The sequence below is a fragment of the Bacillus sp. EU55 genome (assembly GCF_038005925.1).
In the GTDB taxonomy this organism is placed as follows: domain Bacteria; phylum Bacillota; class Bacilli; order Bacillales; family Bacillaceae; genus Bacillus; species Bacillus velezensis.
Window position 1 is genome coordinate 459,732 of the sequence record NZ_JBBOUE010000001.1, and the last position, 23,980, is coordinate 483,711.

Here is a 23,980-nt window from a genome sequence, read left to right on the forward strand (position 1 = left end):
GAAACTTTTTAAAGAAAACCATACATGCCCAAACACAAATCCTTAAGGTTACGGAGGCTATATCATGAAGAAGGTTATAATCAGCTCCGCTTTAATTGGTATTCTTTTTACTGGATTATTAAGTGTAACAAATGTTTATACTGCTGAAATGAGTGATTCTGGAACTTTCCACATCGCTGAAAAAGCTATAAATATTTAAGTGTTCTCCAATTTTTGACCTCCACCTTTTAAGACTGGGGGATTTCTTTTTCTTATCCAGTAATCAACATACGCAGCTTCATAAGGTTCTTAACCGCTGCGTGTATTGCGTTCACCTTTCCGTTTTGCTGTGAAGTGTTTTCTTGAACTATGCATGCATGAGAAAGACGCCGTCCATTTTTAAGCCTTTCTTCAATCATTCAAGGAAAAACAAAGGAGCTATCGAGAAGATCTCGACAGCTTGATAAACAGGCAGCATGCCTGTTTATTTTTTTGTTTGTTGAGCGGCTTGCTTGCATATAGCCGTCCTAAACGAAAACGGAGATTGTGAAAAGCCACGGCTGGCGAGCGATGGCTGATCAAAAAACTTATGAAGGACCAGTGCAATTCATCTCAAGAACAGCCAGAGAGCGGTCACAACAGCGATCATAAAGTAATCTCCATCATTCAGTGTAGTTCCATTTTTGACAAACATACGTGCCGTCCGGTTTGTCTTTGTCCCTTTCGGGGTTTTAAGCGCAATGTTCTTCCCTATATTGTAATAAACAATTTTAAACAAATAATATGCCAGCGAACAGAATAAAAAGAGCAACATGAACTTGCCAATAAACAATATCATGTTTCATTACTCCCTTTTGCAGTTTTTTCGTTTGAATATATGACGGAAAGGTCAGGATGTTATATAAAAGGAGAAGTATTTTACAGAGGCTGGTGTTATTCATTAATGAACGGTTCGCCGCAACATCCCCAGATCCGGATTTCAAAACGAAAGAGAAGCCCGAGGATTATTAAAAAACAGTCCCTAATGTGTCCGCTTTTTTTTGAAAATTTGATCCAAGATGAACATAAAGAGAGTGAATAAAAAGGACACCGTAATCATATCTATCAGAAATATATTAGGAGTATCTTTTATTAATAGCAGCCATACCACCTGCAAAACTAAAGAAATAGAAAAATAAGATATATATGTCATGATCCTCATATTTGTTACCCCCTTAGCCTAATTTCTCTTTTGTGATCTTATCCAAATTAGTGAAAAGGATATCCAATCCCGAAAATAAGAAAGTGATGAACAATGAAAGAAGAATTTCTCCACCTTGAAATATAGATATGTTCTCAATGATATGATTGGAAACGTATTGGATTGAGAAGTAAACAGCAGCCCATGCAAAAATGAATTCAAGTATATAGGCTGACCAAGCAGGCAATGTCAAAACATGAGTCATTCCTTTTACAATTGCCGTAAGGATTAGCATATAAACTAAAGCTAAAATACTGACGACGACAGAAAATATGTATAAGTCTGAAAGTGAACCATAGATGATATACTCTCCGAAAAAATGATTTACAGTTATAGCTGCAAAATAAATAACTAGGCTAGGTACAGTTATAGCGAAGAACAGGGAGAATCCAATAAGTGCGATGAATGCTGCATGAGCTAAGCGGTTTGGCGGTGTATCCACGATCTCTTTTTTTAATAGAATCATAAAAATAAGAGATGAAATCACAAGGCAGCATAAGAAAGTGAGCAAAACAGTAAAAAAGACAGTCATGTGACATCTCCAATGAAAAAGTGCTATTAGAGTGAATATAACAGCACTTTGCATTTACTTCATACGTATTTTTCTGACGATCATTTATGAATGATTTTAAAATGCTTTCATTGCTAAAGTTGTCAAATGAGCGAGGTTTTTAGCCTGACTGTCAGAAAGTCCGGACTTTTTAAGTGAAAGATAAAGATTCTTTTCCACGTCAGTCCAGCTTAAGGCGACATACTCGTTCAGCATTTTCTTTAAAACCGGTTCTATGTGTTGATTGAAAACGGATTCGAGTTCATTTCTTATTTTCTTTCCTGCTAATTTTTCAACAAGATTGAATAATTTTGTTTTATTTTTCAGCACTTCTCTGATTACATCTTTGACTGGTTTTGACACAGATGCATCGCTTTGTGCTTTAAGTCCGTAGGAAAATTGCGTATCAGTCTGATAAAAAAATGATTTGGTCGTTCCAGTGGCATTGGCAGTATTATTATGATTTTCTTTAGCTAAGGATGCGGGGACAAAAGTAGTAGTTACAAGGGCTAAAGATGCGGCAAACAGAATGCCTTTAGCTGCGTGTCTAATGGGAAATCCTCCTTTAGAAATGTAGTGTAGAGAGAAATGAAAGACTATGTATTTAGGCGGGACCTTTATTATCCGCTTTGAACATTTTCCCCTCTCAGATACCATTCTATCAATAGGTATTTTTGGGGTAAATAGGATTTTCATACAGTATTTTTCTTATAATTCAAAATCTTCTTTAGCAGGATTCATTTTGGCTGCAGTTTCGACGATGGGACATGTGCTGAAGCCTATATAACACATGTACAGGCTGTTTGAGGTGGAATCACATTATCGGAGCGGTTTTATAATTTAGGGTTAATGAATAAAAATAAACAGGCGGCATGCCTGTTTATTTTCGTTTGCGTGAAAGAGCGAAGAAAAATGGGAAGGCGGAGCCGGCCAATAACGTACCGAATAAAAACATGCCCCCGATGAACACATGATAGTTCACCCCGCCGATCCAAAGCCCCGTGATTAAGGAAACGATGCTTAATGCGATCATCAAAAACCCGGGAATCAGACGTTTCTTACCCGTTGTCCGATAAGCAAAAAGAGAACAGAAGATGCCGATGACAATCGGCACAATCCACAGATAAAAAAGGATAAATACTGACATAAGCAAAACTCCGATTTTTCTTCTATCATACCAAAAACGCCCGGAAAAAGATACGAACGGCACCCGGCGTCAAAAGAAAAACCGGCCGCTATGGCCGGTTTTTTTAACGAAATGAATCGTAGATCACAAACAGATTAAGCGCGATCACCAAAACCGCAATCAGCCAGGCGAGAGCCGTCACCCATTTTCGGTTCGTCAGGGCGCCCATCAGGCGTTTGTTGCTTGTAAACATAATCAGCGGCACGAGTGCAAAGGAGATGCCAAATGAAAGAACGACCTGGCTCCATACGAGCGCTTCTGTGGCGTTGACCCCCGAGATAATGATGATCATCGGCGGAATGATGGTAATGAAACGCCGCAAATAAAGCGGGATACGGTAACGGATGAAGCCCTGCATGATAATATCGCCTGACAATGTGCCGACAGAAGAGCTTGAAAGCCCTGCGGCCAGCAGCCCGATCCCGAAGAGAATGGCTGAAGCCGGTCCGATATAGTGGCCGAATTGCTGATAAGCCACGTCTAAATCTTCTACATACAGCCCGTTCTTGAAGAAAAGCGCGGCAGCGACGATGAGCATGCTTGCGTTAATCGCCCCGGCGATCACCATCGCGATGAGAATGTCAATCGTCTCAAATCTAAAAATCTTTTTCCGCTCACTATCCGTTTTTCCGACGACACGGCGCTGTGTCAGTGCGGAATGTAAGTAAATGGCATGCGGCATCACGGTTGCGCCGAGTATACCGGTTGCCAAGAGCACACTGTCCATTCCGTCAATTTTCGGGATAAACAGCCCTTCGAGAACGGAGGCGGCGTCAGGTTTGGCAAAGAAGGTTTGCAGAGCGAAGGCGATCACCACGACAAACAGAAGTCCGGCGATGCCCGCTTCCAGCGCCCGGTAACCCCGGCGCTGCAGCTCTAAAATCGCGAATGATCCGATCGCCGCGATAATGGCCGCTTCAACCATCGGTATGCCGAACAGCAGGTTGAGCCCGAGCGCCGCCCCGATAAATTCTGCCAGATCAGTTGCCATAATCACCAGTTCACCCTGTATCCACAGCCCGGCGGATACCCATTTCGGATACCGGTCTCTGGCGATTTCCGGAAGGTTTTTACCCGTGGCAATGCCGAGCTTCGCGGAAAGAACTTGAATTAAAAAAGCCATCAAGTTTGAAAAGAGGATGACCCACAGCAGCATATACCCATACTTCGAACCAGCTGAGATATTCGTAGCGAAGTTTCCCGGATCAATGTAGGCAATCGCCGCGATAAAGGCGGGGCCTAAAAAAGGCAGAAGCCGCTTGAATCCCTTGCTTTTGCCGTCAAGTGCATCCTGCACGGCTTTTGCTTGCAGTGATTGTGCTGAGATGTCTTTGCTCATTATGTCTCACCTAAATTCCGATAGATTTTTAGCTAAATAACAAAAAGTTTCCTAGATGCAAATTATTTTATCTACATCATAAATCCGCTATTATAAGATGTCAAGTTCTTTATGTTCAATAAACCGGCACATTGATGCCCTGTTTTATCTATGATATGTATCCCGCCGAAGAAAGATCCGAAAATGAAAACGACATCGTTCCGGGAAAGAAGCGATGCCGTTCGCAAAGCGTGTTTCCGCGTCGGATCATGCGCGGATGCGTGGAGCGTTCTTTTAAAAAGATGAAAAGAGGACACTTGCTCATATCACTTCACAACTTTCTGTCCGGTGCAACTGATCCTGAGAAAAAGACGCAGTATTTCCTCCGTTTTCCCGGGTAAAGAGAATAATAATGTTTCTTTCCATTGGAAGATAAAACCTTTCTGTACCATTCAAATGACCTCCGGAAAAACTCCGGCCGCTCTGAATAAACGTTTGAATCAACGATATATCAGTGATTCCAGTCCAATAAACCGCTGTTATCTATCAAAAATGAATCGTCATGGTCACTTGCGAAGAAAAGAAGTTGGAGCATTAGACTTATTTCAGTCTCCCGGGCGAAAAAGTATAATAACGTCAGGAAAGCTTTCCGGCCATATGATAAAAGAGGGGGAATTTTCTTGGTACGTCGTTTGTCGATCATTTCTTTAGCCATGATTTTTGCTGTTTCTTTATTCGCTTTTGGCGGCTCTGCATCAGCAGCAGCTTTCAAACCTAAAGCTGAACCGGACGTTTCCATTTTAGCCAGCGGGGGCACAGTCGGTATTTACGGTGCTAATATGCGCTCATGCTCTAAGGTCAGCTGTTCAACGATCACAACATTCTCAAGCGGTAAAAAAATTACAGGTTCTTGGGTAACCGGAGAATATGTTCAAGGCCACTACACCAATTCTAATAAATGGCTGAAAGTCACGTATGCAGGAGCGACAGGCTACGTTTCAGTCACCACGCTATCTTATTATTACGGTTTATAATCAGAAAAACCTCGTTCTCTTGAGAGCGGGGTTTTTCCTTTATTCCGATTCAATTTCCGCGTTTCGTTTCATCATCGTGTTTCATCAGCTGATCGATTTCTTCCTTAGAAGCGTTTTTTTTCCACTCTTTCGCCTGACTTGTTGCAATGGGAATGGCCCGTCCTTCTTCATAACCCTCATCTACCATCGCATTCGCGATTTCGATCGCTTTTTTCTTCACAGGTTCCTCGAGATTCTTCAATGATTGCGGATAATCCTTCATAGACCAAGGCATGTCTATCACTCCTTTATGAAAAGTGTTTCCCGCCTGAAGAAAAAGAAAACCGCCTCATCAAAAAGAATGACAGCTATTTTTACGAGAGACCAGCAATTTCTGAATAAAATATAAAGGATAAAGAAGCAAGTACAGATTGAATGCCCACCACATAAGATCAAAATCACCGATAAATACCCAAAAGGCTATCGCTTGCAGGCCTGAACAAAAGGTCAGCACAAGTGATATTAATGCGAAAGAGCGCCATAACGCATGTTTCCGTTTATAAAGAAACAAGCTGTACAGCCCGGTTATCGAAATGAAAATATCTAAGGGAAAGAATGACCAGTTCCAGGCCATGATCATGGCGTTATCATAATCTTTAAACACCATGTTTTTTGGAACCCACTCAAAAAAAGTAACAATCCAATAAACGATAAATCCAATATCTGTAATGAGGAAGAGAACCTTTAACCCTTTCATCATCTGTTTCTGTCCGTATGAACGCTGATGCCGTTTGATGACGTTTCACTTTCAGAAATAAAGTTTAAGGAAACGACACCGATGATGATCAGAAGAACAGAGACGGCTTTTATGACAGAGAACTGTTCATGAAAGAAAAAAATTCCGATCACGGAAATCAGCACGATCCCCATCCCCGACCAGACCGCATACGCGATGGAGACACTTATATATTTCAAAGTCAAAGTAAGAAAACAAAGGCTGCCGATATAAAACAATAATAATAAAATACTTGGGACAAGTTTTGTAAATCCATTTGATAATTTCATGCTGACCGTACCCAATACTTCAAAAATGATCGCTAAACTTAAATAAATCCATTGCATTCAACATTCTCCTTCAATCGTATTACTCAAAATTATACAATATACAGAATTTGAAGAAAATTAAACAATGGGATGTTTTCCGGATAAAAAATCCGTCCGGGTGTAAAAAGAAAACGCCATAAAGGTATACTATGAACAAAGAAATCAGAAAGGACGTGCAGGACGGGTGACAGAAGAGCGGACAGACCTGGAAAGACAACTGAGAGACATTCAAAAATGGGAAAAGGCGCAGCAGAGGGTGATGTTCTGGCAAACATTCACCCGCTTGCCGTTTCAGCTTTTGGACAAGCTGACACCGCAATTTATTCAGAGGAAAATCGGACTCATTCTCGATGAAACGGGAACGTTTATTCAGTCAGGCGGACAGTACCTTACATCAGAAAAGCGCATCATGAAAAAGTTTCAAAAACGGCTGCCGCACGGTACATGTCAAACGCTTCACGACATCCGCAATGCGCCGCTTGCCGTCATGGACGAAATCGCAGAAGCCATAGCGCGTACAAGCGTAAAGGCCGCGACGGTGCAGGGAGCCGCAACGGGAGTCGGCGGCGTATTCACGCTGGCGGCAGACATTCCGGCGATGCTCGGCCTGTCCTTAAAGACGCTGCAGGATATCGCGGTTGCTTACGGCTTTGATCCGAAAGACAAAAAAGAACGCGTGTTTATCGTCAAATTGCTCCAGCTTGCATCCAGTGACGTCATCGGAAAAAAAGCGATCCTGCAAGATTTACGGCAATATGATCAAAACGACCGCGCCTATCAGCGCGTCGCCTCGCAGATCCAAGGCTGGCGGGAAGTCGTTTACAGCTACCGCGATACGTTCGCCGCGAAAAAACTGCTGCAAATGGTTCCGGCCGCAGGCATCATCTTCGGCGCGTCCGCCAACCGTTCAGCTTTAGAAAGCATCGCGGAAACAGGCATCATGCTTTATAAAAAACGCCGGATTCTAAAACGCATGAAGGATACAGAATAATAAAAAACCACCCGAAAACACATTCAATGTGTTTTCTTTGTTTAGCAGTTCTGAAATCGGGAAACCAACAACCAACACCAATTAAAGGAGGAATTCAAAAATGGCACAAGATAATAACAAAATGAGCAGAGAAGAAGCAGGTAAAAAAGGCGGAGAAGCGACAAGCAATAACCATGACAAAGAATTCTATCAGGAAATTGGTCAAAAAGGCGGAGAAGCCACAAGCAAAAATCACGACAAAGAATTCTATCAGGAAATCGGTGAAAAAGGCGGAGAAGCCACAAGCAAAAATCACGACAAAGAATTCTATCAGGAAATCGGTGAAAAAGGCGGAGAAGCCACTAGCAATAACCATGACAAGGAATTCTATCAAGAAATCGGCCAAAAAGGCGGAGAAGCCACAAGCAAAAATCATGACAAAGATTTTTATAAAGAAATCGGCCAAAAAGGCGGAAACAGACGAAGCAGCTAATAAAAGCATAAAGGCAGACAACCTGCAGATCAAAAGTGATCCGGCGCATCAGCTGGATCGCTTTTTATTTTGGGGAAATCTTGATCTGAGCCGCCGTTGCGATACAATTAAATGAAAAAGGGGTTTTTCACTCGTGTCTGACATGCTGAATTTGCTCGCTATCGCCAATAAAGTCAAAGAAAAACACGACAATTTTTCAATCGCGGAGATCAATGACCACTGTGTGCGCCTCGCAGTGTTTACGGGAGAATATGACTGGCACCATCACCCTGACTCAGATGAATGGTTCATCGTTCTGGAAGGGGAGCTGCTGATTGATTTTAAGGACAAAGAAACCGCAGTGCTCAAAGCAAATGACAGCCTGCTCATCCCGAAAGGCACGATTCACCGCACCCGCTCTTACGTCAGAACCGTGAATCTCTGTGTTGAGCATACGCATGCGAAAACAGTCATCACAGAGGGACTGCCATGCTGATCAAAAAGATTGTATGTGAAACAGACGCCGCAAACGCTGAAGCATTTGCGCAAGCACAGTCAAGGTGGGGAGCATTATCATGTGTAAATGGCTTCGTCAAACAGGCCGGCGGCTGGCGGAAAAACGCAGACGGCCTGTTCATTGCAGAGATCATCAGCGTTTGGGAGAACAGACAAGCCTATGATGATTTTATGGAGAACGAACATGACCGCATATACGAAGAAAACGAGCAGAAGGCTGCGATTCTTTCAATAGAAGTGATGCTGTACGAAGAGGATGAACCTGTCATTTATAAGCTGTTACATCATCCGGACATCCGATACGAACCGGACTGGACGGTTCTGAAGGCATAATGAAAGCCCAAAACAGTTTGTTTTGGGCTTGTGTCTTTACTCGCGTCCGGGAAGCGTGTTATGGACATACGGCGGGACGGGATCCAGCTTAGCTATTTCGCCGTGCGCTTTCGGTTCCTTTTCGTATTCGAATGGTTCTCCGTCCGGCGCTGTTTCCTTCAGCCAATTTTGTTCAGCGCTTTCTGCTCCATCTGAGAAATGAATAAGCTTATGGGAGAATGACTGTTTTTCCAGCGCCTTCGGGAATGTGGAAGGAACGACCGGACCTTCCTGTTCTTCTAATTCTTTAATGGCCGCAAGCCATTGGTTTTGATGCATGGTATCGCGGGCCAATAAAAAGCTGAGCATATCTTTCACGCCTTTATCATCGGTCATTTCATACAGGCGTGCGACTTGAAGCCTTCCTTGTGATTCGGCGTTCAGATTGGCGCGGAAGTCTGCCAGAAGGTTTCCGCTTGCGACGATATAGCCTGCGCTCCACGGAACGCCCGTGCTGCTCTCCGGCATTGCGCCGAGTCCTGACACGATCGCATGATGCGGATTCATGCCGCCTAAAATGGACCCGATGACCGGATCATCAGCCGCTTTTTCCTGCTCTGCCAGCGGGGCGTCTTCTAACAGTCTCGCAATCATCGTCGCGATCATTTCGACATGGCCGATTTCTTCCGTCGCGGTATCCATCAGAAGATCCTTATATTTTTCATTGCCCCGTGTATTCCATCCTTGGAACAAATATTGCATGGCGACGGATATTTCCCCGTATTGTCCCCCTAAAATTTCCTGCATCTTTTTTGCGAACAGCGGGTCAGGACGATCCGGTTTAGCCGGATGCTGCAGTTTTTTCGTATGTGTAAACATGTCTCCATCTCCTTTTTTGATCTGTCCCTATTTACTTCCCCGGCGGGAAAAGGGATGAAACGGAGATGGGCGTATTGGTCCTGCTAAGGCTCGCGGCGCAAGGATAACAAATCCTGCACAAGCCCGCGGCCGATCACCTGTTCATATTGTCCGTAAATCGGGTCGAGGCGTTTCATCCATGTGTTCTTTTCCGCTTTGCTCAGCACATGAATATGAATGGATGAATTCTTCTTTATCTCTTCAAGCTGGTCTTTATTCATTTTCTCAGCGGATGCCTCGTTCCACTCCGTCGTTTCTCTCATCGCCTCCGTTAAGATGGTTCTCGTTTTTTCTGTCTGCGAATTCCAGAAATGCTCGTCGGTCATCACGGCATAACCGAGGTACCCGTGATTGCTGATTGTCAAATAATCTTGAACATTATAAAATTTTTTAGAATAGATATTTGAAATCGTATTTTCTTCTCCGTCTACGAGATTGCTTTCCAAGAGCTGAAACGTGGAATTAAAGGAATCCTGCCGCGGGTGCGCGCCGAGCAGACGGTACTGGTCTTCGATCACGCTGCTCGGCATGATCCTGAGCGCCTGTCCTTTCAAATCGTCCGGAGTGAAGATCGGCCCTTTATTTGACGTGAGCTGCTTAAACCCGTTCGTCCAGTACGCCAGTCCTTTCAAATGATGCTTTTCTAATGAAGCGAACAGGCGTGTGCCGATTTTGCCGTTGAGGCCTTCTTGCACGGCTTTATAGTTTGTAAACGCGTACGGCAGATCCAAAACACCCCATTCGGGAGACAGTGATCCGAGCTTTGAGGTGGAGGGAGCGATGAATTGCACGTCCCCGTTTTGGAGGGCGTTTATTTCTTCATTATCTGAATAGAGGCTCCCGTTTGGAAACACCTCTACTTTAATGGTGCCGCCGGACTTTTGATAGACAAGGTCCGCAAACTTATTCGCTGCCCGCCCTTTAGGCGTGTTCTCAGCAACGACATGGCTGAATTTGAAAACGATTTGATCTTTCAGGCCTTCCTGTTCGTCATCATAATACGGTTCTTCCGTTGAGAAACGATCATGAAAGCCGATGAATAAAGCGGTTCCGATACCGAGTACCATCAGGCTGAGACAAGTCAGCAAGCTTTTCATCGAAAACCCCCTCCGCCATTTTCTATAACAAGCATAATCGGGCGGGCCGTTTTCGTAAAGAGACGGAAAGGAAGAGGCCAATGACGAAAAAAAAGCTCACCATCCGCTGGAAAATCACCATACTTTCGTATATCGTCGTGCTTTTTACCTTTTTGATCGTCGGCATCGTGCTGATCGGCAATATTCAGCATACAGAGGAGCGCGAGCTGAAAAAACGGCTGATGAATACCGCGCGGACGGTATCTGAGATGACCGATGTCAAACGCGCCCTCGAGCAGAAAAAACAAAGGGAAGACGTGCGCCATGCGGTCGAAGAAATAAGGATCATCAATGAAGCGGACTACATCGTCGTCATGGATATGGATCATATCCGCTATTCACATCCCGTCAGCACAATGATCGGAAAGCGTTCAAGGGGTGAGGACGAAGCCGCGGCGTTCGCCGAGCACATTTATTTTTCCGAAGCAAAGGGAGAGATCGGCACCGCCGTTCGCGCTTTTTATCCCATCAAAGACCGGGATTTGAATCAGATCGGCGTCGTTCTGGCCGGTAAAACGCTGCCCGGATTCGGTGAAATTCTTCTTCAGCTGAAACATGAAATACTGTTTATCGTTCTGCTGGCGCTAGGGTTCGGACTGGCCGGCTCCTTTTTGCTGGCCCGCCACATCAAAAAACAGATGTTTTGGCTGGAGCCCCATGAGATCGTGAGAATGTATGAGGAACGGACCGCTACGTTTCATTCGATGAATGAGGGCGTCATCGCGATCGATAATCAGCATCACATCACCATTTTTAATGAAAAAGCGAAGCAGATATTCAATGTAAGACAAGAGACCGATGGCAGGCTGATCTGGGACGTGTTAAAAGATTCGCGGCTCCCTGAGATCGTCGAGCGGAACCGAGCCGTATATAATGAAGAAATCCAAGTCAGCGGAAAGGTGATCATGAGCAGCAGAATTCCGATCGTCATGAAAAAGAAGGTCATCGGAGCCGTCGCCATTTTTCAGGACAGGACGGAAGCGGCGAAAATGGCGGAAGAACTGACAGGTGTGAAAAATTTTGTCGATGCGCTCAGAGTCCAAAATCATGAACATATGAACAAGCTTCACACCATCGCGGGACTCATTCAGCTCGGAAAATCAGAAAAAGCGCTCCAGCTTGCTTTTAAGGAATCATCAGAACAAGAAAGCGTCACCGATTTTCTTCATCAGGCCATTCAGAATGACGCTGCGGCGGGGCTGCTGTTAAGCAAAATCAAAAGAGGAAAAGAGCTTGGCATTTCTGTGAAAATTGATGAAAACAGCAGTTTCTCGGCATTTCCGGAGCATGTCGACCAGCATGACATCGTCGTCCTGCTCGGCAATTTAATCGAGAATGCGTTCGGCGCATTCGAAACAGCGGACACGGAGGACAAACATATTGACATCAGTATCGAGCAAAATGATGAGGTGCTTGCTATATTAATAGAAGACAACGGAAGCGGGATTTCCGATCAGCACATCCCGCGCCTTTATGACAAAGGGTTTACCGTCAATAAAACGGGAGGAACGGGATACGGCTTGTACCTCGTCAAACAAATCGTCGACAAAGGGATGGGCGTTATTGAAGTCGACACACGGCAGGGACAGGGAACGGCATTTTCTATTTTATTTCCGATGAAGGGGGAGGAATCATTCGATGGACATCAAGGTGCTGCTTATTGAAGATGATCCGATGGTGCAGGAGGTGAATAAAGAATTTATCACCGGTGTTTCGGGGTTCAGCGTCATCGCCACAGCCGCTGACGGAGACGAGGGAATCAGGCTTATTAAAGATCTGCGGCCCGGGCTCGTGGTATTAGACGTATATATGCCGAAAAAAGACGGAATTAAAACGCTCCAGGAAATCAGAAAACAAAAGCTCGAAGTGGACGTCATCATCGTCTCGGCCGCAAAAGACAAAGAAACAATCCAGCTTATGCTGCAAAACGGTGCGGCCGACTATATTTTGAAGCCGTTTAAGCTGGAGCGGATGAGACAGGCGCTCGAAAACTATAAACAATATAAACGGAAAATTGAAGAGCATGACACCATGTCGCAAGAGCAGCTTGACATGCTGCTTAAAATTCCGCAAAATCCGTCCCGGGATCTGCCGAAGGGGTTAAATCATTTTACGATGAATGAAATTTTGACCTATATGAAACAGCAGACGGAGCCGCTTTCAGCTGAAGAAGCCGCCAAAGCGCTCGGAATCGCCAGGGTGACGGCGCGGCGTTATCTTGATTTTCTTGAGAAAGACGGCCAGATTAAGCTCGATATTCAATACGGGGGAGTGGGCCGGCCGGTTAACCGCTACAAATTCGTCCGCTAGCCGAGACCAAAAAGACCAAAATGTCCGTTATGATCATAAGCTTCCCCCCTTCGTTTGAAAACGCTATCATTTTCATATAGACGCAGCGAGAGGCAAGGGGGAGCAGGGATGAAAATTTTCAAAAATCTTACGGTGCAGGTCATCACGGCGGTTATCATCGGCGTCATTGTCGGACTCGTATGGCCTGAGGCCGGGAAGCAGATGAAGCCGCTCGGCGATACATTTATCAATGCGGTAAAAATGATTATTGCACCGATCATATTCCTGACGATCGTGCTTGGCATCGCCAAGATGGGAGACATGAAAAAAGTCGGCAAAGTCGGGGGAAAAGCATTTATTTATTTTGAAGTCGTGACCACCATCGCCCTTATTATCGGACTTCTGGTCGTCAATATCATGAAACCCGGTGAGGGGCTTGATTACAGCAAGCTTGAAAAAGGGGATGTCTCTCAGTACACGCAAAACGGGGGACAGGGGATTGACTGGATTGAATTTATCACTCACATCGTTCCGTCAAATATGGTTGACGCTTTCGCAAAAGGCGACATTCTTCAGGTCTTATTCTTTTCTGTTTTATTCGGTGTCGGCCTGGCGGCGCTCGGTGAAAGAGGCAAAAGCATTATTGATTTCTTTGATAAACTGTCGCATGTTTTTTTCAAAATCATCGGCTACATCATGCGCGCGGCGCCGATCGGCGCATTCGGGGCCATGGCCTATACGATCGGGCACTTCGGCCTTGATTCCATCAAGCCGCTGGCGAGTCTGATGCTGTCTGTATACGTTACGATGTTCCTGTTTGTATTTGTCGCTTTGAATATCATTTGCAAACTATTCGGTTTCAGCTTGTGGAACTATCTCCGTTTTATTAAAGATGAACTGCTCATCGTTCTTGGCACAAGCTCTTCTGAGTCCGTCCTTCCGCGGATGATGGATAAAATGGAGCGCTACGGCTGTTCCAAATCGGTTGTCGGCCTTGTCATTCCGACGGGATATTCTTTTAACCTGGACGGCACCTCGATTTATCTTTCCATGGCGACGGTTTTTCTGGCGCAGGTGTTCGGCGTTGACCTTACCATCGGCCAGCAGGTTACGATCATTCTCGTGCTGATGCTGACATCAAAAGGCGCGGCGGGCGTAACCGGAAGCGGATTTATCGTGCTCGCCTCCACTTTATCGGCGCTTCAGGTTATTCCGCTGGAGGGGCTGGCGCTGCTCCTCGGCGTCGACCGCTTTATGAGTGAAGGAAGGGCGATCGTCAACCTGATCGGAAACGGAATCGCCACCATCATCGTAGCCAAGAGCGAAAATGAGTTTGACGAAGTGAAAAGCACACAGGCCGTAAAAGAAATGAAAACGGCGGTATAAAAGGAAAGGAACGGCATGCATCGGGCATGCCGTTCTTTTTTTCGGCTGCCATGAGTAAAAAAGATAAATTTGTTTAAATTTATTAGGAGGTGGACAAAGACCTTAGCGTCATTTTGTTATATAATTTACAATTAGAGAGTGAAAGATGAAATCTAAGGGCTTTTTGTCCTAGCAGGAGTGTATAAATGGCGGCTATTTTTAAATTTTTTCAGCATCCGGGTGTCAGACGTTTTTCGGTTTTTCTTGTTTTGACTGGGGTGTTAGTTGTATTCCGAAGTATGATTAATTTGATTTTGCTTACGTTTATTTTTACTTTTCTGATGGATCGGCTGGAGACTGTCATCCGGCACGTGTTGAACCATTTTTTCCGGATCAGCCAGAGGGTGGTCATCACCATTTTATATATTGCGCTGGCTGTCGGGGCGACTGTCGGAGGCTTTGTCTTTTACCCGATTGTTGCCAAGCAGATTGAACAGCTGATTAAGCAGATCAAGCACATCGCGTATCATCCCGATGTCATTCCGTTTTATGATGAGATATCGAGCGTGTTCGGCGATATCAATATCGGTTCCTATGTAAAAGAAGGTTTTAATGTACTGTATACATACTTGGCCGATATCAGCACTTTCGGTTTGCAGGTCGTGATGTCACTGATTCTCAGCATGTTTTTCCTGTTCGAGAAAAAGCGGCTCACGGAGTTTATGAAAAAATTTCAGCACAGCAAGCTGTCTGTTTTTTACTACGAACTTGCTTTTTTCGGCAGCAAATTTGCGAGAACATTCGGCAAAGTGCTTGAAGCCCAATTTATTATCGCGCTGGTGAACTGTATCCTCACCTTGATCGCATTGGCGATTCTGCATTTTCCGCAGCTGTTCGGCCTGTCAATCATGGTCTTTTTCCTCGGGCTCATTCCCGTGGCGGGTGTGGTGATTTCGCTCATTCCGCTCAGCATCATCGCGTATACGACGGGCGGCGCTGCGTATGTCATCTACATCGTGCTGGTCATTTTCGTCATCCATGCGATTGAGACGTACTTCCTTAATCCGAAACTGATGTCAGCGAAAACGGAACTGCCGATCTTTTTTACCTTTACGGTTCTGATTTTCTCGGAACATTTCTTCGGCATTTGGGGCTTGATTATCGGAATTCCGATTTTTGTGTTCCTGCTTGATATTCTGGATGTCGTCAATAATGAAGAGAAGGAAAAAAAAGGACCGGTCCCGGATAAGACATAACGTCGGCTCCGGCTCTTCACGAATATATGACTAATGTTATAATGCAGACAGTGCCTATATACGGGCACTGTTTATTTTTTGTGAAAAAGGAGGAAGGCTGTATGACTGAGCCGATTTTACATATTGAAGGCCTTGACAAAACAATAGGCAAGAAGCACATTTTAAAAAACATCAGCATGGATGTCAGGCAGGGCGAGATCATCGGTTTGCTCGGTCCGAACGGGTCGGGAAAAACCACACTTATCCGAATCATCGTCGGTCTTTTAAAGAAAAACAGCGGCACGATTACAATTAACGGCTTTCAGCATGATGCTGATTTCGAAAAAGCGCTTGAATCCGTCGGAGCGATCGTGGAAAATCCTGAATTCTACCCGTACCTGACGGGGTGGGAAAATCTGAAGCACTTTGCCAACATGCACAAAAACATCAAAGAGGACAGGCTTCAGGAAGTCATCGAGCGGGTCGGGCTCACAAATGCCGTTCATGACAAAGTTAAAACGTATTCCCTTGGTATGCGTCAGCGTCTCGGGATTGCACAGGCCATTCTTCACCGTCCGAATCTGCTCATTTTAGATGAACCGACAAACGGGCTTGATCCCGGCGGAATGAAGGATTTCCGCGATCACTTAAAGGAACTCGCGGAGTTTGAAGGGACGAGCATCCTTTTTGCGACGCATTTATTGCGTGAAGTGGAGGACCTTTGCGACCGTGTCATCATCATTCAAAAAGGTGAGATCAAAACAGAGGTTGTTCTGCGCGGCGCTGAGGAAAAAGAAGAAAAAGCCGTCCTCGACATTCAGCCGGCTGACGAAGCCTTCGAATGGCTGTCCCAACAGCAATTTGCTCCGGAGAAAAACGGCGGGGGCATTACCGTCACCGTAGCGAAGAAGGACATCCCGGCATTAAACCGTGCGCTCGTCGGACAAGACTTTCTCGTGTATTCCATCATGCCGTATGCGGAATCGCTGGAGGATGAATTCATGAAAGTGACGACGGCGCTTCAAGAGGAGGGAGAGACGAATGTTTAAATTGACAGCGAATGAGCATATGAAACTCTTTAACCGAAAAGTCTCATTGGTGGCGCTGATTCTGATGGCCGTTCTCCAATTTATTATGGCGCTTGTCATTAAACGGCTTGTCATCAGTTCCGGAACGGATGAGAATTTCATCGGCTATATGGCGTACGCGCCCGGGCTGAATATTCTGCTTGAGGCATTAACGATCGTGATCGCGGCAACGATCATTTCCGCTGAATTTGATAAGAAAACGATCAAATTTTTATTAATCCGCCCGGTAAAGCGGGAGCGGATTTTTGTATCTAAACTCATTACCGTATTTTTGGTCAGCTTGTACCTGTATGCGGCGTACTATATTCTGTCTCTGCTGTTCGGCATGGCTTTCTTCGGCGTGTCGGTGACATCTGAATCAGGGACGCTTCTTATGAACACCCTGAAAGTAATCGGCACGAACTGGGTCGAGGCGTTTGCGATGGCATGCTTTGGCTTGCTGTGTTCTTCTGTATTCCGAAACAGCGCAACGGCCGTCATTTTGTCATTTATCGTGCTGTACGGCGCAAAATCACTCGTGACGATTATGTCGCTCTTCCAAAACAAATGGGGAAGTTTTCTGCTGTTCGCAAATACTGACCTGACGCAATATATGAGCGGGGCAAAACCGCTGTTTGCGGGAATGACGCCGTTATTTTCCGCAGGCATTATCATTATCCATATCGTATTCTTCTTAGCCGTCGCTTGGTGGAGCTTTTGCAAACGTGATGTTCGGGTATAAAGTAAAGGAATGACATTTTTGTGAAAAAGATCACGATAAATCAATAATTTATGCTATTTTGATTTATAATAAAGGTAATGACGGAGGTGCTCACTTGAGAAATTTTATTACCGCATTACCGATTGTGTTATTGCTTGGTTTTTCCTTTGTGTCATTCATGTTCCAATTCGAACATCTTGTTTATTTCAGGCTTGCGCTGGGTTTGTTTTCTACAGTGGGGCTGTTTCTCTTATATAAAATGAAGTCGGGATTCCGTTATTTCATCATCTACCTGTATGCAAGCTGGATCGTGCTTGCGGCGGTTACCGCGTTTGAAGAGCCGATTTTTTCAAGCTTTTTCTTTGGCGGGCTTGTGATGACGATGGGTTATCTCACATATATGCTGATTTATCTCGGGCTTAAGCAGGACCGCGGCCCGGAAGCAGCCTGAACGCGCTATTCCATGGAATAGCGTGTTTTTTTTGTACAGCCTCACAGTTGCGAAACGAGACTTGAATCTCTATAATACTTATTAACTTTATCGGAATTATAATGGGGGGATTCCAGTGTCTTTATGGATACAGAATGAACGGCAGAGGGAATGGGTGGAAAAAATCGGCCTGCTTGCAGACGAATTTCAAAAAACAGCCGCGCTTGATGATGAGGCGGGCCGTTTTCCCGCGGAGAAAATTCAAAGACTGCGCGACGCGGGATATACGGCGTTAACGGTACCTGAGGCATTCGGCGGTGCAGGCATTTCCGTTTATGATATGGTGCTGTTTCAGGAACGGCTGGCGCGGGGAGACGCGGCCGTTGCTCTCGGAATCGGCTGGCATTTATCCGTCATGGGTGAGCTCGGAGAAGGAAACAGCTGGGATGAAGGTGTCTTTTCATTTATCACAGAAGAGGTGAAAAAGGGAGCCGTCCTGAACAGGGCAGCGACGGAACGGCAGACCGGCAGTCCGACGAGGGGAGGAAGACCCGGCACCTCCGCTGTCAAAAAAGACGGAAAATGGGTGCTGAACGGCCGAAAAACCTTTACAACCCTTTCGCTGACTTTGGATTATATGCTTGTGACGGCATGGATTGAAGAAAAACAAACGACCGGTGTTTTTCTCATTCATAAAGATCAGGCAGGTGTTTCAGTCGAAGAAACATGGGATATGATTGCCATGAAGGCGACCGGAAGCCATGATCTCCTTTTAGATCATGTCACGGTCAGTGATGAGCGGCTTGTGGAGCTTATCAGCGGGCCGAGAGCGGCGAAAGTGAATGGCTGGCTGCTTCACATTCCCGCTGCTTATCTGGGTATCGCTCAAGCGGCAAGGGACTATGCCGTCCGGTTTGCATCCGAATATTCGCCGAACAGCCTGAACGGACCGATTAAAGACGTGCCGGCCGTTGGGCAGCGTGTCGGGGAAATGGAGCTTGAATTGTTAAAAGCGAGACAGTTTCTCTTCACGGCGGCGCAAATGTATGATGACCCGAAACGCCGCCCTTTCATCAAAAGCGAGCTCGGCGCGGCAAAACATATTGTGACAAATGCCGTCCTTTCTGTTGTTGATAAAGCAATGAGAATCACCGGCGCAAAAAGCCTGGAGCGAAATAATCCGCTTCAGCGGTATTATCGGGATGCCCGGGCCGGCCTTCACAATCCGCCGATGGACGATGCGGTCATCGGCAAATTAGCGGCGGAAGCCTTTGAGCAATAAAAGGGGCTGGGACAAAACCCACCTCTAAGACGAAAAAAACGGTGAAATTTTACGACGAGTAAACTTTCACCGTTTTTGATTATTTTACAATAAAAAATAAGGACAACTTCTGATAAAATTAAGTTACCATACAAAATCTAATCAGAAAGAAGTGTCCTTATGTTTAAAGATTATACCATGAATCAAATCGTTTTGCCTTTAGATTTAGAAGTAAAGTTACAAAATAATGATATTGCCTACCATGTCCATCATTTAGTGGAAAGTATCCCTCAAGAAGCGTTTGAACCATTTCTTCGAAATGAAGGTTGTCCTGCCTATCATCCACGCATGATGCTTAAAATTATTCTATGTGCCTACACTCAATCTGTCTTTTCAGGGCGTAAAATAGAGGCCCTATTAAAAGACAGTATCCGTATGATGTGGTTAGCTCAAGGGTATGAACCAAGCTACCGTACAATTAACCGATTTCGTGTTCAACCAGTAGTGAAAGATTTAATCCGTCAATGTTTCATCCAATTTCGCTGCCAATTGATTGAAGAAAAACTGATCGATCAAGAAGCGATATTTATCGATGGTACAAAGATTGAAGCGAATGCGAATAAATTTACGTTTGTCTGGAAGAAAGCGATTGAGAAATTTCATCAGCGTTTAATTGATAAGTCAAACCAGTTGTACAATGAGTTGCTTGAGAACGAAATCATACCCCAAATGGAACGGGAAAGTGATGAACAGCTATCATTTGGAGAGCTCACTCAAATGGTTCAAAAAGTAGACGAAGTAGTGACCGAATATGATAAACAAATAGAAGCATCTTCAGACGTTACGGAACGAAAAGCCTTACGAAGGGAACGAAAATACCCGAAACAAGTGCGTAAACAGTTGATTGATTTTATCCTAAGAAAACGGAAGTACCAACAGGATCTTAAAATCTTTGGACCACGTAATAGCTATTCTAAAACAGATCTAGATGCGACATTTATGCGAATGAAAGATGATTATATGAAAAACGGGCAATTGAAAGCTGGTTACAATGTACAAATCGCAACGGAAGGTCAATATGCGCTTGCTTATAGTCTATTTCCAAACCCAACAGATACACGTACGTTAATTCCATTTTTAGATGAGATCGAGCAACATTATTTCGAGTTACCGAAACATATAGTTGCAGATGCAGGTTATGGTAGTGAACAAAACTTTAGTGATATTCTCTCAAACAGAAACCGAGAAGCACTGATAACATATAACATGTTTTTGAAGGAACAAAAGAAAAAGTACAAACAAAATACATTTAATCCTGATAACTGGGTATATGATCAAGAAACCGATACATATACGTGCCCTAATCAGAAACGTTTAGAATTTCAATATCATTCTGTCCGAACGGACGCTACAGGTTTCCAAAGGAGTTTCAAAGTCTACGAGTGCGAAGACTGTTCAGGATGCCCATTCCGTTCATCATGTACCAAGGCAAAAGAAGGAAACAATCGAAAACTAATGGTGAACAAAAAATGGGAACAGCAAAAAGAATATGTGAGAGCGAAGCTTTCAGAAGAGAAAACGAGTGCCATCTATCGAAAACGTAAAACCGATGTGGAACCAGTTTTTGGATTCTTGAAGGCTAATTTGCGTTTCACTCGATTTTCTGTACGAGGAAAATCGAAGGTAGCAAACGAAATGGGTCTCGCATTAATGGCAGTGAATTTAAGAAAATTCACTGCCAACTTCTAAGGTAATAGAAGAATTTATACATAAAAATAAAGAAAGATGAATTTGAGTACCCCCAAATTCACCTTTCTCATTATTTGAAGCTAGTTTTGTCCCAGCCACTATGTATGGCTGTTGTGCCGGAGCAGTTTTTGATGCTTGCGGTCAATTCTGTCATAGATCACATTCATCAGCTTTTGATTATTCATAATGGCCGCCTTGTTTTCTTTTATCAGCTGTTCGTATGTTTTTATTTTACGTTTCGCCATGAGCCCGCACCTTCCTTATATATTTGTATTCGCTTTCTAATTCTCCGAGCGATAATTCATATAAATGCCGTTCCGACTTTTTGTATATTCCGTTATTGATCAGCAAATGGATCAGATGTTTTTTTCGTCCTTCAACTGATGATCTGAGCTGAGGAGAAGACCTCATGATTACCCTCCTAATCAAATGATATTGAGAATCATTATCAGTTAATGAAAGTATACAATGGGCATATTCATATGTAAAGGAAAAATACCGCCAATTTTTCGACAAAAAGTTTCCCGGGGAATAATGCTGTCGAATATTGCATTTGCTCAGATCAAAGCTGCTATTTTTCCGCTTTTCCATCCATACTATGAATGAGAATGGAGGAGTCCTTACATGAATGATCAAACGGCAAACTTAAAACGGGGCGAAAAAGGCGCGATTCTTAATATCGCCGCGTACCTCATCCTTGCCGCCGTCAAACTGGTGATCGGTCTTATTTATCATTCCGAAGCGCTCAGAGCGGACGGATTAAATAATGCCACGGATATTGTCGCATCACTGGCTGTGCTGATCGGGCTCCGGATTTCCCAGCGCCCCGCGGACAGTGATCATGCTTACGGACATTATCGGGCTGAAACAATTTCTTCATTAATTGCGTCTTTTATTATGATGGCGGTCGGTATTGAAGTGCTGATCGGAGGGGCAAAGGCGATTGTCAGCGGAACGAAGGCCGAGCCGAGCTTCATTGCGGCATGGACGGCGCTCGGGAGCGCGATTGTAATGTACGGCATGTATGTATATAACAGCCGACTTGCGGATCGGGTTAAAAGTTCTGCGCGCGCTTCATGCGGCGGCGAAAGACAGCCGTTCTGACGCCTATGTCAGTATTGGGGCGTTTATAGGCGTCTTAACGGCCCGGCTTCATCTGCCGTGGATTGATCCGGTCATTGCTTTTCTGATCGGAATCATCATCTGTAAGACGGCATGGGACATCTTCAAAGATGCATCCCACTCATTGACGGACGGATTTGATCTGAAAGATTTGGAGCCGTATAAACACACAGTGAAAGAAATAAAAGAGGTCAGCAGGCTGAAGGATGTGAAAGCAAGGTATTTGGGGAGCACGGTTCATGTGGAAATGGTCATTACGGTAGATCCGGGACTGTCTGTGAAAGAAGGCCATGAAGTAGCCGATGAAGTCGAATATGCAATAAAACATGAACATGATGTGACTCATGTCCATGTTCATGTAGAGCCTGAAGTCATAAACAAAGATCGTGAAACGAATTAAATATGCTGTGATAAAAACTCTGTGACTTCTTCGGGCGTTTTCGCGTTTGCGCTGTGAAGATGCGCTTTCTTTTCGCCGTTTTTAAAGATCAGAAGGCTCGGTATGCCCATTACCTGATATTTGTCGGCAAGCTCAGGGAGCTCGTCTCTGTTCAGCTCATACCAATCATTTTGATTATATTCTTCCAAAATATCGCCGATGAACATATTCATGCGCGTGCAGTCAGGGCACCAGTCAGCGAAAAATTTCACGATGATTTCCTTGTCGGATTGAATAAGTTCATTAAATTGTTCTGTTGTACTGATTTTTTTCATATGACACATCTCCTTTTCCATGCCATTTTAATATAAAATAAAAAGGAATTACATACAAATGCTTTCATATTCAGAATGCCCAAAAATAATTAGATCATTTTCTGAGGAAAGTGATAAGATAGTAAAGATGAATTGTTGTGGGGGGAATATCCATTGAAAACAAGTCTAGGATTGGTGTACGGCGGAAAGTCAGCCGAACACAATGTATCGCTGCAGACAGCATTAGCTGTAACAAAAGCGCTTAATACTGAGAAGTTTGATATACATCCGATTTACATCACTGAAAAAGGAGAATGGCAAAGAGGCCCGCTGCTGACTGAGCCGGTTTCCAACGTGAAAATGCTTCAGCTGGAACAAAACGGTGAAAGTTTCGCTCTATCAGCATTGAACCGGGAAATGTTTCCTGAAGCGTCGCCTGACGAAAAGGCGCCGATCGATGTCGTATTTCCGCTTCTCCACGGACCGAACGGTGAAGACGGCACCATTCAGGGTCTGCTGGAATTGCTGAACGTTCCTTATGTCGGCAACGGGGTGCTTGCATCATCAGCCGGCATGGATAAAGTCATCATGAAGCATTTGTTCGCTCAAGCGGGGCTTTCGCAGGCGAAGTACGCCGCTTTCTTAAAAAAGGACTGGAAACAGACGCCGGACAGCTGCTTACAGCAGGTTGAAGAGGAGCTTGGGTATCCATGCTTCGTCAAACCGGCGAACCTCGGATCAAGCGTCGGAATCAGCAAATGCAGAAACCGTGAAGAGCTTGAAAAAGCCTTCGAACTGGCTTTTGAGTATGACCGGAAAATTGTGGTGGAAGAAGGAATCGCCGGCAGAGAAATCGAAATCGGCGTACTCGGAAATGACGAACCGAAATGCTCCGCCGTCGGTGAAATCGCGCCGAAAACCGACTTTTACGATTACAAGGCGAAATATGAAGACGGCGACACGGATTTAATGATTCCCGCGCAAGTGACGGATGAACAATATGCGGAAATCAGCGAGATGGCGATTAAAGCCTTCAAAGCGATTGACGGATCAGGCCTTGTCCGCGCCGATTTCTTCCTGACCAATGACGGTCAAGTGCTCATTAACGAAGTGAACACAATGCCGGGCTTTACGCCATTCAGCATGTTCCCGCTGCTTTGGAAAGAAGCAGGCGTAGATTACAGTGATCTGATCGAACAGCTGGTTGAGCTGGCAAAAGAACGCCATGCCGAAAAACAGCTGATTAAACATACATTTTAATGAAGACGGACACTGCCTGAAGGGGCAGTGTCTTTTCCCGTAACAGACAACATTTTCAGAAAGCGAGGTGCCAC

The 23,980-nt window shown here is 44.7% G+C and carries 28 protein-coding genes and 2 pseudogenes; 17 read left to right on the forward strand and 13 right to left on the reverse strand.

The annotated features are described in order from the left end of the window. Positions 1–64: 64 nt before the first annotated feature. The gene (locus NYE50_RS02275) at positions 65–199 is read left to right on the forward strand and encodes a hypothetical protein (protein WP_254926347.1); all 135 of its coding nucleotides are present in this window, start codon (positions 65–67) and stop codon (positions 197–199) included. Positions 200–586: 387 nt separating this feature from the next. Here NYE50_RS02275 and NYE50_RS02280 read toward each other — a convergent pair whose 3' ends face one another. The 5 genes from NYE50_RS02280 to NYE50_RS02305 form a co-directional block, all read right to left on the reverse strand. Continuing rightward, the gene (locus NYE50_RS02280) at positions 587–817 is read right to left on the reverse strand and encodes a hypothetical protein (protein ID WP_159353797.1); all 231 of its coding nucleotides are present in this window, start codon (positions 815–817) and stop codon (positions 587–589) included. A gap of 376 nt (positions 818–1,193) precedes the next feature. Beyond that, positions 1,194–1,751 (reverse strand): hypothetical protein, encoded by a 558-nt coding sequence (locus tag NYE50_RS02290; RefSeq protein ID WP_224988873.1) that lies wholly within the window; start codon positions 1,749–1,751, stop codon positions 1,194–1,196. A 96-nt stretch (positions 1,752–1,847) separates the two neighbouring features. Next, positions 1,848–2,465 carry a hypothetical protein gene (locus NYE50_RS02295; protein ID WP_021495090.1) on the reverse strand — a complete coding sequence of 206 codons (618 nt, stop codon included), beginning with the start codon at positions 2,463–2,465 and terminating at the stop codon, positions 1,848–1,850. Positions 2,466–2,649: 184 nt separating this feature from the next. Continuing rightward, complete coding sequence (locus tag NYE50_RS02300) at positions 2,650–2,916, reverse strand: hypothetical protein (RefSeq protein WP_014416946.1); 267 nt, start codon at positions 2,914–2,916, stop codon at positions 2,650–2,652. Positions 2,917–3,019: 103 nt separating this feature from the next. Beyond that, positions 3,020–4,297 carry an Nramp family divalent metal transporter gene (locus NYE50_RS02305; protein WP_094032124.1) on the reverse strand — a complete coding sequence of 426 codons (1,278 nt, stop codon included), beginning with the start codon at positions 4,295–4,297 and terminating at the stop codon, positions 3,020–3,022. Between the two features lie 656 nt (positions 4,298–4,953). On the opposite strand from NYE50_RS02305, the gene NYE50_RS02310 reads away from it, so the two are divergent. Then, positions 4,954–5,307 carry a hypothetical protein gene (locus NYE50_RS02310; protein WP_007410203.1) on the forward strand — a complete coding sequence of 118 codons (354 nt, stop codon included), beginning with the start codon at positions 4,954–4,956 and terminating at the stop codon, positions 5,305–5,307. Positions 5,308–5,365: 58 nt separating this feature from the next. Here NYE50_RS02310 and NYE50_RS02315 read toward each other — a convergent pair. The 3 genes and pseudogenes from NYE50_RS02315 to NYE50_RS02325 form a co-directional block, all read right to left on the reverse strand. Then, positions 5,366–5,581 (reverse strand): annotated as a pseudogene (locus tag NYE50_RS02315) (DUF2188 domain-containing protein); the annotation flags it as partial. A gap of 57 nt (positions 5,582–5,638) precedes the next feature. Next, positions 5,639–6,046, reverse strand: a complete 408-nt coding sequence (locus tag NYE50_RS02320; protein WP_159353800.1) for a DUF5360 family protein — start codon at positions 6,044–6,046, stop codon at positions 5,639–5,641. Further along, entirely contained in the window at positions 6,043–6,408 is a 366-nt protein-coding gene (locus NYE50_RS02325; RefSeq protein WP_007410206.1) for a DMT family transporter, read from the reverse strand. Before NYE50_RS02325 ends, NYE50_RS02320 begins: the two co-directional genes overlap by 4 nt. Before the next feature lie 166 nt (positions 6,409–6,574). Between NYE50_RS02325 and NYE50_RS02330 the strand changes: the two genes are divergently transcribed. From NYE50_RS02330 to NYE50_RS02345, 4 genes are all read left to right on the forward strand, one after another. Continuing rightward, positions 6,575–7,381: an EcsC family protein gene (locus NYE50_RS02330; protein WP_012116852.1), complete on the forward strand. Its 807-nt coding sequence runs from the start codon at positions 6,575–6,577 to the stop codon at positions 7,379–7,381. 100 nt (positions 7,382–7,481) lie between these two features. After that, positions 7,482–7,853 carry a glucose starvation-inducible protein GsiB gene (gene gsiB, locus NYE50_RS02335; protein ID WP_012116853.1) on the forward strand — a complete coding sequence of 124 codons (372 nt, stop codon included), beginning with the start codon at positions 7,482–7,484 and terminating at the stop codon, positions 7,851–7,853. Between the two features lie 133 nt (positions 7,854–7,986). Further along, positions 7,987–8,328, forward strand: a complete 342-nt coding sequence (locus tag NYE50_RS02340; protein ID WP_022552625.1) for a cupin domain-containing protein — start codon at positions 7,987–7,989, stop codon at positions 8,326–8,328. Next, positions 8,322–8,681: a DUF4937 domain-containing protein gene (locus NYE50_RS02345; protein WP_021495086.1), complete on the forward strand. Its 360-nt coding sequence runs from the start codon at positions 8,322–8,324 to the stop codon at positions 8,679–8,681. The genes NYE50_RS02340 and NYE50_RS02345 overlap by 7 nt, the downstream gene beginning before the upstream one ends. Positions 8,682–8,717: 36 nt before the next feature. Here NYE50_RS02345 and NYE50_RS02350 read toward each other — a convergent pair whose 3' ends face one another. Together NYE50_RS02350 and NYE50_RS02355 are read right to left on the reverse strand one after the other, a co-directional pair. Then, positions 8,718–9,539, reverse strand: coding sequence for a manganese catalase family protein (locus NYE50_RS02350; protein WP_022552626.1), 822 nt, complete (start codon positions 9,537–9,539; stop codon positions 8,718–8,720). An 83-nt stretch (positions 9,540–9,622) separates the two neighbouring features. Further along, the gene (locus NYE50_RS02355; protein WP_012116857.1) at positions 9,623–10,675 is read right to left on the reverse strand and encodes a TRAP transporter substrate-binding protein; all 1,053 of its coding nucleotides are present in this window, start codon (positions 10,673–10,675) and stop codon (positions 9,623–9,625) included. Between the two features lie 80 nt (positions 10,676–10,755). Here NYE50_RS02355 and NYE50_RS02360 point away from each other — a divergent pair, with 80 nt between their 5' ends. The 9 genes from NYE50_RS02360 (at position 10,756) to NYE50_RS02400 (ending at position 20,831) form a co-directional block, all read left to right on the forward strand. Next, the gene (locus NYE50_RS02360) at positions 10,756–12,378 is read left to right on the forward strand and encodes an ATP-binding protein (RefSeq protein WP_014416956.1); all 1,623 of its coding nucleotides are present in this window, start codon (positions 10,756–10,758) and stop codon (positions 12,376–12,378) included. Continuing rightward, positions 12,353–13,024, forward strand: coding sequence for a response regulator (locus tag NYE50_RS02365; protein WP_003156219.1), 672 nt, complete (start codon positions 12,353–12,355; stop codon positions 13,022–13,024). Before NYE50_RS02360 ends, NYE50_RS02365 begins: the two co-directional genes overlap by 26 nt. A gap of 108 nt (positions 13,025–13,132) precedes the next feature. Further along, positions 13,133–14,389: a C4-dicarboxylate transporter DctP gene (gene dctP / locus NYE50_RS02370; RefSeq protein WP_007410214.1), complete on the forward strand. Its 1,257-nt coding sequence runs from the start codon at positions 13,133–13,135 to the stop codon at positions 14,387–14,389. A gap of 185 nt (positions 14,390–14,574) precedes the next feature. Beyond that, positions 14,575–15,624 carry an AI-2E family transporter gene (locus NYE50_RS02375; RefSeq protein ID WP_014416957.1) on the forward strand — a complete coding sequence of 350 codons (1,050 nt, stop codon included), beginning with the start codon at positions 14,575–14,577 and terminating at the stop codon, positions 15,622–15,624. A 101-nt stretch (positions 15,625–15,725) separates the two neighbouring features. Then, positions 15,726–16,652: an ABC transporter ATP-binding protein gene (locus NYE50_RS02380; RefSeq protein WP_045206838.1), complete on the forward strand. Its 927-nt coding sequence runs from the start codon at positions 15,726–15,728 to the stop codon at positions 16,650–16,652. Then, on the forward strand, positions 16,645–17,412 hold the full coding sequence (locus tag NYE50_RS02385) for an ABC transporter permease (RefSeq protein ID WP_007410217.1): 768 nt from the start codon (positions 16,645–16,647) through the stop codon (positions 17,410–17,412). The genes NYE50_RS02380 and NYE50_RS02385 overlap by 8 nt, the downstream gene beginning before the upstream one ends. A 94-nt stretch (positions 17,413–17,506) precedes the next feature. Next, positions 17,507–17,842, forward strand: a complete 336-nt coding sequence (locus tag NYE50_RS02390; RefSeq protein WP_053573670.1) for a hypothetical protein — start codon at positions 17,507–17,509, stop codon at positions 17,840–17,842. Between the two features lie 115 nt (positions 17,843–17,957). Further along, positions 17,958–19,103, forward strand: a complete 1,146-nt coding sequence (locus NYE50_RS02395) for an acyl-CoA dehydrogenase family protein (RefSeq protein ID WP_014416959.1) — start codon at positions 17,958–17,960, stop codon at positions 19,101–19,103. 159 nt (positions 19,104–19,262) lie between these two features. Further along, positions 19,263–20,831 (forward strand): IS1182 family transposase, encoded by a 1,569-nt coding sequence (locus NYE50_RS02400; RefSeq protein ID WP_340762868.1) that lies wholly within the window; start codon positions 19,263–19,265, stop codon positions 20,829–20,831. 98 nt (positions 20,832–20,929) lie between these two features. On the opposite strand, the gene fbpB is transcribed toward NYE50_RS02400, so the two are convergent. Continuing rightward, the gene (fbpB, locus tag NYE50_RS02405) at positions 20,930–21,076 is read right to left on the reverse strand and encodes a Fur-regulated basic protein FbpB (protein ID WP_003156206.1); all 147 of its coding nucleotides are present in this window, start codon (positions 21,074–21,076) and stop codon (positions 20,930–20,932) included. Then, positions 21,063–21,242 carry a Fur-regulated basic protein FbpA gene (locus tag NYE50_RS02410; RefSeq protein WP_224988906.1) on the reverse strand — a complete coding sequence of 60 codons (180 nt, stop codon included), beginning with the start codon at positions 21,240–21,242 and terminating at the stop codon, positions 21,063–21,065. Before NYE50_RS02410 ends, fbpB begins: the two co-directional genes overlap by 14 nt. A gap of 213 nt (positions 21,243–21,455) precedes the next feature. Between NYE50_RS02410 and NYE50_RS02415 the strand changes: the two are divergent. Beyond that, a pseudogene (locus NYE50_RS02415) lies at positions 21,456–22,353 on the forward strand (cation diffusion facilitator family transporter). Here the strand turns inward: NYE50_RS02415 and NYE50_RS02420 are convergent. Continuing rightward, complete coding sequence (locus NYE50_RS02420) at positions 22,350–22,667, reverse strand: thioredoxin family protein (protein WP_003156200.1); 318 nt, start codon at positions 22,665–22,667, stop codon at positions 22,350–22,352. The pseudogene NYE50_RS02415 and the gene NYE50_RS02420 overlap by 4 nt on opposite strands. A 153-nt stretch (positions 22,668–22,820) precedes the next feature. Between NYE50_RS02420 and NYE50_RS02425 the strand changes: the two genes are divergently transcribed. After that, positions 22,821–23,906 (forward strand): D-alanine--D-alanine ligase, encoded by a 1,086-nt coding sequence (locus tag NYE50_RS02425; RefSeq protein ID WP_224988905.1) that lies wholly within the window; start codon positions 22,821–22,823, stop codon positions 23,904–23,906. Positions 23,907–23,980 lie beyond the last annotated feature (74 nt).

Excerpts from the sequence above, each read along its gene's own strand:
- NYE50_RS02275 (WP_254926347.1), top strand. The coding sequence starts at position 65 with ATGAAGAAGGTTATAATCAGCTCCGCTTTAATTGGTATTCTTTTTACT.
- NYE50_RS02280 (WP_159353797.1), bottom strand. The coding sequence starts at position 817 with ATGATATTGTTTATTGGCAAGTTCATGTTGCTCTTTTTATTCTGTTCG.
- NYE50_RS02290 (WP_224988873.1), bottom strand. The coding sequence starts at position 1,751 with ATGACTGTCTTTTTTACTGTTTTGCTCACTTTCTTATGCTGCCTTGTG.
- NYE50_RS02295 (WP_021495090.1), bottom strand. The coding sequence starts at position 2,465 with ATGAAAATCCTATTTACCCCAAAAATACCTATTGATAGAATGGTATCT.
- NYE50_RS02300 (WP_014416946.1), bottom strand. The coding sequence starts at position 2,916 with ATGTCAGTATTTATCCTTTTTTATCTGTGGATTGTGCCGATTGTCATC.
- NYE50_RS02320 (WP_159353800.1), bottom strand. The coding sequence starts at position 6,046 with ATGATGAAAGGGTTAAAGGTTCTCTTCCTCATTACAGATATTGGATTT.
- NYE50_RS02325 (WP_007410206.1), bottom strand. The coding sequence starts at position 6,408 with ATGCAATGGATTTATTTAAGTTTAGCGATCATTTTTGAAGTATTGGGT.
- gsiB (WP_012116853.1), top strand. The coding sequence starts at position 7,482 with ATGGCACAAGATAATAACAAAATGAGCAGAGAAGAAGCAGGTAAAAAA.
- NYE50_RS02345 (WP_021495086.1), top strand. The coding sequence starts at position 8,322 with ATGCTGATCAAAAAGATTGTATGTGAAACAGACGCCGCAAACGCTGAA.
- NYE50_RS02350 (WP_022552626.1), bottom strand. The coding sequence starts at position 9,539 with ATGTTTACACATACGAAAAAACTGCAGCATCCGGCTAAACCGGATCGT.
- NYE50_RS02355 (WP_012116857.1), bottom strand. The coding sequence starts at position 10,675 with ATGAAAAGCTTGCTGACTTGTCTCAGCCTGATGGTACTCGGTATCGGA.
- NYE50_RS02360 (WP_014416956.1), top strand. The coding sequence starts at position 10,756 with ATGACGAAAAAAAAGCTCACCATCCGCTGGAAAATCACCATACTTTCG.
- NYE50_RS02365 (WP_003156219.1), top strand. The coding sequence starts at position 12,353 with ATGGACATCAAGGTGCTGCTTATTGAAGATGATCCGATGGTGCAGGAG.
- dctP (WP_007410214.1), top strand. The coding sequence starts at position 13,133 with ATGAAAATTTTCAAAAATCTTACGGTGCAGGTCATCACGGCGGTTATC.
- NYE50_RS02375 (WP_014416957.1), top strand. The coding sequence starts at position 14,575 with ATGGCGGCTATTTTTAAATTTTTTCAGCATCCGGGTGTCAGACGTTTT.
- NYE50_RS02380 (WP_045206838.1), top strand. The coding sequence starts at position 15,726 with ATGACTGAGCCGATTTTACATATTGAAGGCCTTGACAAAACAATAGGC.
- NYE50_RS02385 (WP_007410217.1), top strand. The coding sequence starts at position 16,645 with ATGTTTAAATTGACAGCGAATGAGCATATGAAACTCTTTAACCGAAAA.
- NYE50_RS02400 (WP_340762868.1), top strand. The coding sequence starts at position 19,263 with ATGTTTAAAGATTATACCATGAATCAAATCGTTTTGCCTTTAGATTTA.
- fbpB (WP_003156206.1), bottom strand. The coding sequence starts at position 21,076 with ATGGCGAAACGTAAAATAAAAACATACGAACAGCTGATAAAAGAAAAC.
- NYE50_RS02410 (WP_224988906.1), bottom strand. The coding sequence starts at position 21,242 with ATGAGGTCTTCTCCTCAGCTCAGATCATCAGTTGAAGGACGAAAAAAA.
- NYE50_RS02420 (WP_003156200.1), bottom strand. The coding sequence starts at position 22,667 with ATGAAAAAAATCAGTACAACAGAACAATTTAATGAACTTATTCAATCC.